This is a genomic window from Streptomyces sp. NPDC048504 (assembly GCF_043200035.1).
In the GTDB taxonomy this organism is placed as follows: Bacteria; Actinomycetota; Actinomycetes; order Streptomycetales; family Streptomycetaceae; genus Streptomyces.
Genome location: NZ_JBICXA010000026.1, coordinates 1 through 12,548, shown reverse-complemented (window position 1 = coordinate 12,548; position 12,548 = coordinate 1). Strand labels below are relative to the sequence as shown.

Annotated in this window: 12 protein-coding genes; 4 read left to right on the top strand and 8 right to left on the bottom strand. The window is 70.9% G+C overall.

What is annotated here, in order from left to right; all coding sequences use genetic code 11:
• Positions 1-10 precede the first annotated feature (10 nt).
• Positions 11-1,471: an MFS transporter gene (locus tag ACGFY9_RS45010; protein WP_393764353.1), complete on the bottom strand. Its 1,461-nt coding sequence runs from the start codon at positions 1,469-1,471 to the stop codon at positions 11-13.
• Positions 1,472-1,736: 265 nt separating this feature from the next.
• Between ACGFY9_RS45010 and ACGFY9_RS45005 the strand changes: the two genes are divergently transcribed.
• The 3 genes from ACGFY9_RS45005 to ACGFY9_RS44995 all read left to right on the top strand — a co-directional run bounded on the left by ACGFY9_RS45005 (position 1,737) and on the right by ACGFY9_RS44995 (position 4,469).
• Complete coding sequence (locus ACGFY9_RS45005) at positions 1,737-3,503, top strand: tannase/feruloyl esterase family alpha/beta hydrolase (RefSeq protein ID WP_393764351.1); 1,767 nt, start codon at positions 1,737-1,739, stop codon at positions 3,501-3,503.
• A gap of 56 nt (positions 3,504-3,559) precedes the next feature.
• On the top strand, positions 3,560-3,790 hold the full coding sequence (locus ACGFY9_RS45000; RefSeq protein ID WP_393764349.1) for a hypothetical protein: 231 nt from the start codon (positions 3,560-3,562) through the stop codon (positions 3,788-3,790).
• 136 nt (positions 3,791-3,926) lie between these two features.
• On the top strand, positions 3,927-4,469 hold the full coding sequence (locus tag ACGFY9_RS44995; RefSeq protein ID WP_393764347.1) for a hypothetical protein: 543 nt from the start codon (positions 3,927-3,929) through the stop codon (positions 4,467-4,469).
• A gap of 9 nt (positions 4,470-4,478) precedes the next feature.
• Here ACGFY9_RS44995 and ACGFY9_RS44990 read toward each other — a convergent pair whose 3' ends face one another.
• From ACGFY9_RS44990 to ACGFY9_RS44965, 6 genes are all read right to left on the bottom strand, one after another.
• Positions 4,479-5,006: an NUDIX hydrolase family protein gene (locus ACGFY9_RS44990; protein ID WP_318020245.1), complete on the bottom strand. Its 528-nt coding sequence runs from the start codon at positions 5,004-5,006 to the stop codon at positions 4,479-4,481.
• 24 nt (positions 5,007-5,030) lie between these two features.
• Positions 5,031-6,170, bottom strand: coding sequence for an amidohydrolase family protein (locus tag ACGFY9_RS44985; RefSeq protein ID WP_393764345.1), 1,140 nt, complete (start codon positions 6,168-6,170; stop codon positions 5,031-5,033).
• Positions 6,171-6,172: 2 nt separating this feature from the next.
• A complete protein-coding gene (locus tag ACGFY9_RS44980) occupies positions 6,173-7,576 on the bottom strand; it encodes a glutamine synthetase family protein (protein WP_393764343.1) in 1,404 nt (467 codons plus the stop codon).
• A 40-nt stretch (positions 7,577-7,616) separates the two neighbouring features.
• Positions 7,617-8,429 carry an SAM-dependent methyltransferase gene (locus ACGFY9_RS44975; protein ID WP_393764341.1) on the bottom strand — a complete coding sequence of 271 codons (813 nt, stop codon included), beginning with the start codon at positions 8,427-8,429 and terminating at the stop codon, positions 7,617-7,619.
• Between the two features lie 136 nt (positions 8,430-8,565).
• Entirely contained in the window at positions 8,566-9,456 is an 891-nt protein-coding gene (locus tag ACGFY9_RS44970; protein WP_393764339.1) for a hypothetical protein, read from the bottom strand.
• Between the two features lie 196 nt (positions 9,457-9,652).
• A complete protein-coding gene (locus ACGFY9_RS44965; protein WP_393764337.1) occupies positions 9,653-9,991 on the bottom strand; it encodes a hypothetical protein in 339 nt (112 codons plus the stop codon).
• Between the two features lie 195 nt (positions 9,992-10,186).
• On the opposite strand from ACGFY9_RS44965, the gene ACGFY9_RS44960 reads away from it, so the two are divergent.
• Positions 10,187-10,657, top strand: coding sequence for a potassium channel family protein (locus ACGFY9_RS44960; protein ID WP_393764335.1), 471 nt, complete (start codon positions 10,187-10,189; stop codon positions 10,655-10,657).
• Between the two features lie 158 nt (positions 10,658-10,815).
• On the opposite strand, the gene ACGFY9_RS44955 is transcribed toward ACGFY9_RS44960, so the two are convergent.
• Positions 10,816-12,387, bottom strand: a complete 1,572-nt coding sequence (locus ACGFY9_RS44955; protein WP_393764333.1) for a carboxylesterase/lipase family protein — start codon at positions 12,385-12,387, stop codon at positions 10,816-10,818.
• Positions 12,388-12,548 lie beyond the last annotated feature (161 nt).

Here is a 12,548-nt window from a genome sequence, read left to right as displayed (position 1 = left end):
GCCGGCGGTGTCAGGCGACGGCCTGGCCGACCTCCACCTCGTCGAGGCGCTTGCTCCTGGGGATCAGAGCGACGAGCAGCGCGCCCGCGGCGACGCAACCGACCACCAGCCAGAGCCCGTTGGTGAAACCGGCGTCGAGGTAGAACTGGGTGCCCTTGAGGACCGCCCCGTGCTGCGCCATCACGACGAAGGCCAGTTGGGAGACGACGATCTGGGCGACGCCCTGGCCGAGGGTCTGGACGCCGTTGGCGAGTGCCTGTTCCTCGGGGGTGACGACCTCGATGATCATGATGGGCGCGATGGCCATCACGATGCCCGTGCCCAGCCCCGCGATCACGCCCATCTCGATGATCTGCGGGGCGCTGTGGTGCAGATGGGTGCCGATGCCGTAGCCGAGGACCGCGAGCGCGGCGCCGGTACCCAGGAGGATGCGTGCGTCGACCCGGCGGGAGAGCAGGCCGGTACCGACGGCCCCCACGATGATCATGGCGCTGATCGGGCTGGTGACGATGGCGTTGTGGGTTCCCGACCAGCCCAGGCCCGCCGAGACGGTGGGGATGTTCGGCATCAGGATCAGCAGCTGGATCACCACGCCGACGGCGCTGAGCGAGCCGGCCGCGATGGAGGTGGCGTGGAGAACGGTCCACACCGGGCGGCGTCGGGTCATGGAGAGCGGGAACAGGGGCTCCGCGACCCGCCGTTCGACGAGGACGAAGGTGATCAGCGCGATCGCCGCCCCGACGACATAGCCGATGAACCTGCCGCTGCCCCAGCCCCAGTGCGAGCCTTGGCCGACGGCGTAGATGAGCGCCGTGACGCCGCCGCCGAGGAGGATTCCGCCGGCCCAGTCCATCCGGCCGGCCGCCGCACGGATGGGACTCTCCGGCACGAAGACCGCGACCAGCAGGAAGCTGACGGCGGTGCTGATGGCCATGAACCACAGGACGCCGCGGAAGCCGTGGTCGTCCAGCAGCCAGCCGGACAGGAACGGTCCACCGAACGCGACGAGACCGACACCGCCGGCCAGGATCCCGCTGGCGACCCCGACCCACTTGCGCGGGAACACGTCACGGGTGATGGCGTAGGCGAGCGGGGCGCTGGCGGCGTAGATGCCCGCGATGCCGCGGCCGATCAGCAGGGTGCGGTAGTCGGTGGCGACGGCGGCGACCAGGTCGCCGATGAAGCCGAGCCCCGTGGCGGCGAGCAGGACGCGCTTCTTGCCGAAGACGGCGGCGGCCTTGACGGCGAACGGCAGGAAGAACGTCCCGGTCAGCAGGGTCATCAGGGTGAACCACGCGATCTCGGTGGTCCTGAAGTGGATCGCGACGTCGGCCTGCGCGATGCCGGACAACGCGGCGATGAGCGCGACCAGTTGGACGGTCCATACGAGAGCGACGATGACGAGGACATTGCGGGTCGTCGAGGGTGATCTTTCCTCGTCCCGTGGGGGAGTGAGCTGGGTCTGGGACATCGGCGGCCTTCCGTAAGTGAGCGGAGCGAAGGTCCAGAGAGCCGATAAATTAGACCTAACGGTCGGTACAATCAATGAGTTGCGCAAAAAGAAAGCTGACGTCGTGGCGGGCGTCGGCTCCGGGCCTGGTCAGCGATGTCGGGCCAAAGCTTTCGACTAAATCGTCAACAATAGCGTCGACGCTATTGCTCGCGGATCGACTGACAGCTACGTTCCTCGCCGTGCCTGCACGACCCCGATCCGGCGATCGAACGGAGTACCCAGCATGCCCAAGTTGTTCAGACGGTGTCGGTGGAACTCGGCCACCTCCATGGCCGCCCTCGCCGCAGTCGTCGCGCTGGTGACCGGTGCGGGCGTGGCGCTGGCCAACAGCACGACCGGCAGCGCGCAGGCCGCCAACTCGGCCTCGGCGAAGGCCGTTTCGGCGAGCACCCCGACCTCGGGCATCGCACCGGCCATGTCCTGCTCCGGCGTCGCCCAACTGGACCTGGCCGCCGCCGTCCCCGGCGTGCCCTTCGAGATCACCTCGGCCACCGAACTCGCCGCGAGCGCCAACGCCCTGGGAAACTGGGCCGCTTGTGACGTCAAGGGCGTGATCGCCCCGCAACTCCACTTCGAGATCAAGTTGCCCGAAGCCGGCTGGCAGGCCAACTACCTCCAGGTCGGCTGCGGCGGCCTCTGCGGCAACACCAGTGTCACCAGTGCCCCCGCCTCGGCCGGCTGCGTCCCGCTGACCACCGGCGCGTTCGCCGTCGCCTCCAGCGACGAGGGCCACTACCAGGGCGGCGGCCTGTTCTCCACCGACCCGACCCTGCGCGCCGACTTCGGCTACGAGTCCGACCACGAACTGGTCCAGGCCGCGAAGGCCGTCATCAAGCAGTACTACGGCCAGGCCGCCACCCACTCCTACTTCGACGGCTGCTCCCAGGGTGGCCACCAGGCCCTCACCGAGGCCCAGCGCTACCCGGCCGACTTCGACGGCATCATCGCCGGCGCCCCGGCCAACAACTTCACGGCGCTGAACACCTTCTCGCACGCCTGGACCGCCCAGTCCGTGTACCTGAACGGTGGCCCGGCGACCATCACCAACGCCGACCTCCACCAGGCCGTGCTCAAGGGCTGCGGCGCCCCCGCCGACGGCATCATCGCCGACCCGCTGAGCTGCACCTGGGACCCCGGCACCATCCAGTGCGGGGCCGGCCAGACCTCGACCTCCGACGCGTACTGCCTGACCGCCGACCAGGTCACCACCCTGCGCCGCATCTACGCCGGACCGACCGATGAGCACGGCCAACTCCTCTACCCCGGCTACCAGTTGCGCGGCTCCGAGCTGAACTGGGCCGGGATCATCACCCCGGCCGCCGCCACCGGTGCCAGCGGCGACATCAGCTTCGTCCGGGAGACCCTGCGCTACCAGATCTTCGACAGCCCGCAGCCGACCCTGACGTACAAGGACATCAAGTTCACGGCCACCTACTACAAGAAGGTCATGCGGCTGGGCGAGGGCATGTACGACGCCACCGACCCCGACCTCACCGCGTTCAAGAAGGCCGGCGGCAAGCTGATCCTCTGGCACGGCCTGGGCGACCAGCACATCCCGGCCGTGGGAACGATGGCCTACTACAAGGCAGTTGAGAAGATCATGGGCGGCGAGACGGACACCAAGACCTTCGCCCGCCTCTTCCTGCTCCCCGGCGTCGCACACTGCGGCGGCGGCCAGGGCCCCGACACCTTCGACGCGCTGACGGCGATCACCGACTGGGTCACGAAGGGCGACGCCCCGGCGAGCCTGACGACCAAGTCGGTCGACAGCAGCGGGAACACCACCGCCTCCCGCCCGGTCTACCCCTTCCCGTACCACGCCAAGAACACCACCGGCGGCCCGGCCACCGACGCGAGCAGCTACACGCCCGTCAAGTCCACCGCCGAGGCCGGCCTCAAGCTCGACTGGCTCGGTTCCTTCCGCTCCGGCTACGAGACGGTCGGCAACTGGGTGGGCGGCAAGTGGGTCGTCACCAAGGGCAAGAACTGACGTACAACGAGGGCTGATTGAGAACGAGGGTCGATTGAGATGGCGCGGCCTCCGGTTTGAACCGGGGGCCGCGTCGCCTGGGATCAGAGTTCCCGCAGCAGCTCGGCGAGACGCGCCGTGACGGTTTCCGCCGCGCGACGGCCCTACTCAACGTCGCCGTCCACCCCCAGTACGGCCAGAGCTTCTTCGGTACGGCGAGCGCGCTGAGCTTCGTCGTCACGCTGATGGTGATCGTCACGGCGGTCCCGCTGATGAGCTGGCTGCGCCGACGGGAGGTACCGATGTGAGCGCAATCGCCTTGAAGACCAGGGGGTTGTCCGGTACGAGTGCCTGACTCTCTTCGCCATCCCCTGGATCCTCGTCCCGTTCTGGCTGCTGATCGTCAACTCCCTGAAGACGGAGGGCGATGCGAGCGTCCTGTCGATGAGCTGGCCCACGCACTGGAGCACCGGGGCGAATTACCACACGGTGATCGACAAGGGCTCGTACTTCACAGGCCTGCGCAACAGTGCGCTGCCGGCCGTCCCGACGATTCTCGCCGTGCTGCTGCCCGGCTCCATGGCGGCCTGGGCGTACGCCCGTTCCGACTCGCGGACGCTGCGGTTCGCGTACTACACGTCCGCGCTGTCGATCGTGCTGCCCCCGACGATCATCCCGACGATCTACGTCCTCACCCAGCTCGGCCTCAACGGATCGCGTCTCGGCTACCTGCTGGTGATCGCCGGCACCCGGCTCGGGGCGGTGATCTTCCTGGCCACCGGCTTCGTGCGCTTCCCGCTGCGTGGCTCCCAGGCGGCCACGCTGCCGCTGACGTTGTACTCCTTCGCCTCCTCGTCCACGCACGGTGTCAGCTGGAATCTGGTGTTCGCTCATGTAGTGCTGACCAGCCTGCCGCTCGTCCTCGTCCACCTCGTCCTGCAGCGCCGCGTCCTCGCGGGCCTCACGGAAGGAGGTGTCACGGGCTGAGTGCCCTCGTCAGGACACACAACCCACGTGCGCCAGCGCCTGCTTGAGCAACACCCCGTGCCCGCCCGGCATTTCGCTCCGCAGCGCCTCCGAGGCAGCCTCCTCGGGGCTGAACCAGACGAGGTCCAGGGCGTCTTGGCGGGGCCGGCAGTCGCCGGTGACCGGTACGACGTAGGCGAGGGACACCGCGTGCTGGCGGGGGTCGTGGTACGGCGTGACGCCGTGCGTCGGGAAGTATTCGGCGACGGTGAACGGCTGCAGCGAGGTCGGGATCCGGGGCAGCGCGACCGGGCCGAGGTCCTTCTCCAGGTGACGCAGAAGGGCGTCGCGGACCCGCTCGTGGTGCAGTACGCGGCCGGAGACCAGGGTGCGGTTGACGGTGCCGTCGGGGCCGATGCGCAGCAGCAGTCCGATGCTGGTCACCTCCCCGTTGTCGTCGACGCGGACGGGCACCGCTTCGACGTAGAGGATCGGCATGCGGGCGCGTGCCTGTTCGAGGTCGTCGGCGGACAGCCAACCGGGCGTGGTATCGGTCATGTCAGACATTGCTTGATCATACTTTCAGTGTCCGTCGGATAGCCGGTAGACCCGGCGGGCATTGTCGGCCCCCGCCCAGCGTGCCAGCCGCAGAGCGTCGGGCAGGCCCAGTTCGTCGGCGTCCACCCGCTCCTGGAGCAGATCCCCCAGTCCCCGGCGGAACGCCAGTGCTCCGAGCCCATAGAACTCCGAAAGACCATAGGCGTCGGAGCTGTACAGCAGTTTGCGGAACGGTGTGATCTCCATCGCCTCTGCCAGCACCGCCCCCGCCCGGACCGGTCCAACGTGGTGCAGGGTGAGCCCCACATCCAGGTACACCTGTTCGAAGACGGCCGCCAGGTATCCGGCCTGACGCTGATACGGCCAGCAGTGCAGAAGCAGCACCGGGATCGTGCCGGCGGTCAGGTGCAGCCAGTCCGTGAGCAGGGCGGGGTCCGTGCGGTGCAGCCGGATGTCGTTGTCGCCGAACCCCGTGTGGAGTTGGAGCGGGAGCCCCAGGTCGACCGCGGTCCACAGCAACTGCCGTACCAGGACCGGGTCTTCGAGCCGCCCGCCACGGGCCAGCCAGACGCGGGCGGCCCCGGTCACCTCGGCGTCCGAGGGCCTGGCCGGGTCGAGATCGAACCCCGTCCGATACGCGGCCACCGACTTCACCGCCACCACCCCCGGCCGCCGCACCGCGTCCAGCGCGGCCGTCCGGAACGCGTCGGCATACCCGTCCGGCTCGACGCCCCGCGCGGCCACGGACTCCGCGACCGTCTCAAGTCGTACGACCTCATGCGTGATCGCGCCCGCCGCCTCCGCGAGTTCGGCGGGCGAGGTGATGCGGTGTGGTGCGAACCCCGTGTCGACGCAGAAGACGCCGGTACCCGCGGCGGCCAGGAAGCGCCGGTTGACCTCGTGCGGCCCCAACTCGGTTCGCCGGGCGAGGTATTCGTCCGCGGGCGCGTGCCGCTCCAGGTCCAACACCGGTGCGCAGTAACGGCGTACGGCGATGCCGACCGGGCTGTCGAACGGCGAGATCCCGCTACCGGGCCAGGCGTCGCCCTCGGTGAGGAGCGGCTCGAAGGCCGTCCGGTCCAGGTCCTCGGTGACGACTCCGTGGCAGTGGTGGTCCACCAACTCCAGCGCGGCGAGTGCCTCGTGGACCGGTCCAGTGGCCATCGTCAGTACCTCCAGCGGTACACGGCAGCCATGTGCTCGTCGTCCAGCTCCGCCACGGCCGCGATCTCGCCCTGTCGTACGGCGATCACCGCGTCGGCCAGGACCGGTCCAAGCGCGGCCCGCAGGTGTTCGTCCTTGCGGAACTCCACGACGGACTCGGCGAGGGAGGTCGGCAGTCGTCGTACGCCCCGGGTCCCGGCCTCCGAAGCGCCGAGGCGCGCGGGGTCGCCGGTGGTCTCCTCGGGCAGGGCGGCCGCGCTGGTCAGGCCGTCGAGGCCGGCGGCGATCAGGCAGCCGAGGGCGAGGTACGGGTTGGCGGCCAGGTCGACCGGCTTGACCTCCAGGTTCGCCGCCTGGGCGCGTTGGCCCGCTGTGCCGGTGACGACGCGTACCGCGGCCTCGCGGGTCTCGCGGCCCCAGGCGGTGAACACCCCGGCCCACTGGGAGGGTTGGAGACGGAAGTAGCTGACCGGGCTGGGCGCGGTCACGGCGGTGAGGGCCGGGAGGTGGGTGAGGACACCGGCCGCGAAGGACTCGGCGTCGGCCGTCATGCCGTAGCGACGGTCGCCCCCGGTGTGCAGGTTGGCGCCGTCGCGCCAGGCGGAGAGGTGGATGTGGCCGCCGTTGCCGACGCCCTGGGCGAAGACGGACGGCGTGAACGAGGCGCGCAGGCCGTGCCGCCCGGACACCGCGCGGATCGTCTGCCGTACGAGGACGCTGCGGTCTGCCGCCGCGACCGGGTCGAGCGCGCCGATCGACAGCTCGAACTGCCCGGCCGCGTACTCGGGATGGAACTGGTCCACATCGACACCCTGGGTCGCCAGGGCCGACAGCAACTCGGCGCCGTAGTCGCTGAGTTCGACCTGTCGGGTCGCGCCGTACGCCGGACCGGTCGTGGCGGGGACGAACGCGCCGTCGGGTGCCGTGGCCAGGCCGAGCGCCCACTCGATCTCGATGCCTGCCCGGAAGGTGAGTCCGTGCCGGCGCTGCGCGTCAACAACCGTACGGCGCAGGAAGGTTCGGCTGCAGCCGGGGTGCCGCTCGCCCTCCTGGGTGACGCGGTCGACCGGGGCCCAGGCCCAGCCGGGCTGCCCGGACAGGATGGCCAGGTGGTCGAGGTCGGGGTAGAGCCGCAGATCGCCGTCCGGGGAGCCGAGGACGTCGGTGGTGACGATGGAGTCGTTCGCGAGGAACGTGTCGAACACCGGAGACATGCCGACGCCCCAGGCCGCCGCCGAGGCGAGTTTCGCGGTCGGGACCGACTTCACCCGGCCTACGCCCGCGGTGTCGACGTAGGCCAGGACGATCCCGTGCACACCCCGCCCGGTCAGCTCCGCGGCCAGCGCGGTGGCGCGCTCGACCTCGCCGGGGCGGCCGCCGGGCAGGGGGTCGGCAAGGGTGGTCATACGTCCTCCACGGTCGCGTCCTGCACGGTCGGCGTCGCCGTCAGGGTTTCACGGCCACCGCGCCGAACTGCGGTACCACGGCCGGGGAGTCGGAGTCCGGGCGCCACCGCGAGCACGGCACCAGGCCCGGGTCGAGGAGGTCCAGCCCCTCGAAGAACGCGGCGACGTCCGCGCGCCCGCGGGCGATGATCGGAGGAGTGGCGTTCTCGTTCCAGAACTCCATGGCCGGGACGTTGCCCTCGCCGCCGAGATCGGCGTCGAACGTCGGGTGCGTCAGCACCAGGAAACTGCCCGAGGGGACCGCGGCCATGACCTTGCGTACGACCTCCCGGGCGTCCTCGGTGTCGAGGATGAAGTTGAGGATGCCCAGCATCATCACCGCGATGGGACGGTCGAAGTCCAGTGTGTCGGCGGCCCGTTGGACGATCGCCGCCGGGTCGTGCACGTCCGCGTCGATGTAGTCGGTGACGCCCTCGGACGTGCTGGTGAGCAGGGTGCGGGCGTGGATCAGCACCAGCGGGTCGTTGTCGACGTAGACGATGCGGGCGTCGGGTGCGACGCGCTGGGCGATCTCGTGGGTGTTGTCGACCGTCGGCAGTCCGGTGCCGATGTCGAGGAACTGCCGGACCCCGCGCTCGGTGGCGAGGAAGCGCACCGCGCGGCCGAGGAAGTCCCGGTCGGCGCGGGCCACTTCACGGATCACCGGGAACATTCCGGCGACGTGCTCGCCGACCCGCTGGTCGATCTCGTAGTTGTCCTTGCCGCCGATCCAGTAGTTCCACACGCGGGCGTTGTGCGCCACACCGGTGTTGAGCCGGGTCGGTCCCTCTGCCGGGGTGTCGCTGTCACTCACGTCGTTGCTCCTTGCTCGCCCGTCTGACCCGTCGACTCCATTGTGCCGTCAGGTGATCACTCGGCCCAAGTGTTCGCGACGATCGGGGCGAATGTTCCGGCGCGTGTTCTTCGGGAGCGGCGGACTCGGTGAACTGTCAGTCCAGGTTGTCGGGTTGGGCGGGAGGGGTCCGGCCGGCCAGGACGTCCTTCAGGTGCGAAGTGCCGGACTGCACGGCGGCCTTGGTCGTATCGGTCTCCGTGCCGTCGAGGCCGCCCGACGTGACCGTGATCGCGTCGGTGCCGACCCGCACGACGGCCAACTGCAGGGTGAGCGTGGTGGGTTCGTTGCCGCTCGTGCCCGTGACGGTGACCTGGAGACCCTGGCGGGCGTCGCCCACGGAGGGCACCGGGTCCTCGATGACCTGGACCGTCCGATGACCGCCCTTGGAGTCGGTCGCGGTGAACTGGTCGCACTTCACCGGAAGCGTCTTCAGCCAGTTCAGGGAGGCGCCGAGCTTGGCCCGGTCGTAGGCGGCGACCTGGTACAGCAGCCGGGAGTCGCCCTGCTCGAACCCGGTCAGCGCGGACGCGCCGGACGGCTTGCCGAGGAGGGTGTCGTCGTAGAGCGCGTCGAGGAGTTTCTGGCAGTCGGCGGCGTTCGTCTTCGCGGTGAGGAAGTCGGCAACGTCGACCCTGCCGATGACGAGCTTGTCGACCCAGCCGTTGGCGCCCTTGACCTGCGTCCAGTCGTCCTCAAGATCGGCCTCGGTGACGAGCGCGGATGTGGCTCCGGCCGGGGTGAGGACGGGGGCGGCGGATCTCGTGGCACGGGGCGAGGCGGATTTCCCGGTACGGGGTGAGGCGAGCGGGGACTCGGCGGCGAGGGGGGAGGCAGCGACGTCCGAGGCGCTCCCGCGGTCCGCATCACTGCCCTCGCTGTCGCCTCCCCCGGAGCAGGCCGCGCAGGTCAGCAGGGCGCCCGCCGCGAGGACCGAGGCGACAACACGGAAGGGACGGGCGGGTCGGGAGGGCGGGCGACGGTGCATGGCGGGGCCTCCGGGGGAGTGGCAGGTGTGCCTCCAGCGCACCATCGGGGCGCCGGGGCCTCCAGTGCAGGGGGCCGTTCGGGTGAGTCACGGGGGGCGTGGGATCGCCGTCCGTCCGGGTGGACGGGACCTCGGTGGGTCCGTCGTTCGGGTCAGCGGGACGCCCCGGCGCGGCGTCCCTCGGGTGCCCGGCGCGTCAGTGTGTCTCGTCGTCCGGCGGGCCGGAGTGCCGGTGCGGCAGGTGCAGACAGTGCTCGTGCGGCGGCCGGGGTTCGTGCTCCGCTTGGCGCGCCCGTGCCGCGAGTCCGGCCTCCAGCACATGCACCGTGCGCCCGCCGCACTTGGGGCAGATCGCGTCGGCGAGGGGTGACCTGAGGGCCTTCCCCTCCTCGTCGACGTACTCCTGTGTGGTCAGGCCGGAGGCGTCCGTCGGGTTGGTGAAGAACATCACCTGGAAGGTGGCCTCCCAGCAGTGGCCGCAGTCACCACAGGTGAAGGCGAAGGTCTCCGGCACGGCTCGGGGTTCCGCGGTCATGGCAGGGGCCTCCGTCGTGTGGGGCGCGGTCGGGATCGGGCGGCGAAGCAGTGCCCCCAGCGCACAACGCCGCAGGTCGTACGGCAACTCGAACGCCCCGCCCGGCATGCCCGTACCTCCGCCCGCCCCGACACTGGCCCCAGGCCGGGACGAGCTCCGGCCGCCGGCCCGGCACCCTGACGCGAAGGAGTGACCATGCTGCCCGGATTCCTCACCAGGGCGGTCGAGTTGCTGCTCGGCAGGCAGGGCCGCTCGCTCCACCTGAAGGCGGCGGGCGGCGCGGCGGTGGTCCTCGGCGTGGTGGTGCTGGTCGGTTCCTGGGCGGTGGTCGCCGCCGAACAGGGAGCGCGCGGCGCCAATCTGACGACGTACCCGAAGGCCCTGTGGTGGTCGATCGAGACGGCGACGACCGTCGGATACGGCGACTTCTACCCGGTGACGCTGTGGGGCCGCGTCGTCGGCTCGGTGGTCATGGTCACCGGCATCACCACCTACGGACTTGTCACCGCGGCCCTGGCCACCTGGTTCGTCGGGAGGGAACAGCGTCGTCGGCATCATCTCGCGCACGGGGCGGAGGAGTTGGGCGAGGAGGCGGTGCGGGCTCTGCATGAGCGCTTCGACCGGTTGGAGCGGATGGTGGCCGGGAAGGGCGAGGACTTGGGGTGACGTGAGGGGGAGACGGGCGTACCGCCGGCAGGGGCGAGGAACTGCTCGCCGACCGGGCATGGGCGTGGCGCCCTCCGGCATGGGCGTGGCCCCTCACGACTGTCCACGCCCGCGTGACGCCACCGACCGCAGCACCTCACCCCGCCGATCGAGGCCGCCTACTCGGATTTCCCGGTCTCCTCGGCCAACGTCACCGCACCGAAGGCATACCCCTCCCACAGCCGCCGCGAGGTCTCCTCCGGATACGCCGTGACCACGGGCTCCGCGTCGAGCACCTGCACCGACCGCCGCTCGGTGTCGTACGCGGGCCACCCCGGGTCACCCGTCCGTGCGAACGCCGTCCAGGACGCCCGGAAACGGGACGACAGCGCCAACGCCTCGGGCGAGGGCACGACATCGGCGAACAGCAGATTGCCCAGGTCGGCGGTGAACGTGCCGAACAGCAGCGGGATGTCGAGGCCGTGGCAGGCACCCAGCACTCCGCCCAACCCCGGGGCGGGCCAGGTGAGTTCGTAGACGTGGACGCGTCCGCCCGCGGCGGCCTGCGCATCCGCCAGGTGGAGGCAGGGCATGCGGAACACCCGGTCGGAGTGGGCGAGTTCGTACAGCTCGCCCGGGGAGGCGTCCGGGAAGGCGGTGCGGTAGGCCTGTTCGGCCTCGGGGCCCGGGCCGAACCAGCGCAGTGCGGATGCCGCGTCCTCCTCGGTGATCTTCCCGAGTTGGCCGCCGAGCGCGGTGAACAGGCGGAACTCGTCACGGTTGTGACCCAGGATCAGGTCCACGTCCCGCGCCGCGCCCGCCGCGACACCCTGCCAGGGTGTGGTGGGCAGCACCTCGCCGTCGACGACCGGTGCGAAGGGGCTCAGCGTGTGGGCGAGGCCGCCCCACCGGTCCTCGTACTGGTGCATCTTGGTGCTCAACGTCTCGCCCGCCGCGGGAAGTTGACGCGGGTCCACGGTCGCGAGGTCGGCGGCCGTGGGGCGCAGTCCCGCCTCGGCGGCGATGGCGGACGCGATGTCCCTGGCCAGCGGGTCGGAGAAGATCGGGCTCGGCGGACTCTGCGCGATGGCCCGGCGGAACAGTCCGGCGGCGCTGGGCATGACCAGCAGGGAGGCCACCGACCCGGCACCGGCCGACTCGCCGAAGACGGTGACCTGTCCGGGGTCGCCGCCGAACGCGGTGATGTTCTCCCGCACCCACTCCAGCGCGGCTACCTGGTCGAGCAGCCCGCGGTTGGCGGGGGCGCCGTCGATCCGCGCGAACCCCTCGATCCCGACACGGTAGTTGAAGGTCACGACCACCAAGTCACCGTCCCGGGCGATGTGCTGGGCGTCGTAGCCGGGGCTGCCCGCGTGTCCCAACTTGTAGGCGCCGCCGTAGATCCACACCATGACCGGCCGGCGGGCCGCCGGATCGGGAGCGGGTGTCCACACGTTGACGGTCAGCCAGTCGTCGCCCGTCGCCGCCTCCAACACGCCCCGGCGGCCCTGGAATCCGGACTCCTGCGGGGGCGGCGGGCCGAAGTCGCCGGCCTCGCGCACGCCGTCCCAGCCGCGCACCGGCCGCGGTGCCTGGAACCGGGCCTCCCCGACGGGCGGTTCGGCGAACGGGATGCCGCGGAAGACCGCCAGCCCGTCCTCCAGCCGCCCGCGCACCGCACCGGCGCCGAACCGCACCACGGGTGTGTCGGGCGAACCGGCCGCCGTGTCACGGGAGTTGGGTATCGTCATCGTGGACTCCTCGCTGTGTGCCGGGGATGTGCGGGGTGGGCGGGCAAGCGGAGGGGGGGGGGGGGGGGGGGCCCGGCGGGGGGGGGGGGGGCGGCGGGCGCCCCGGCCCGCGAAACCAAAAAAGCCAGGCCGGGGGGCCCCGCCGGGGGCGGGGGGGGGGC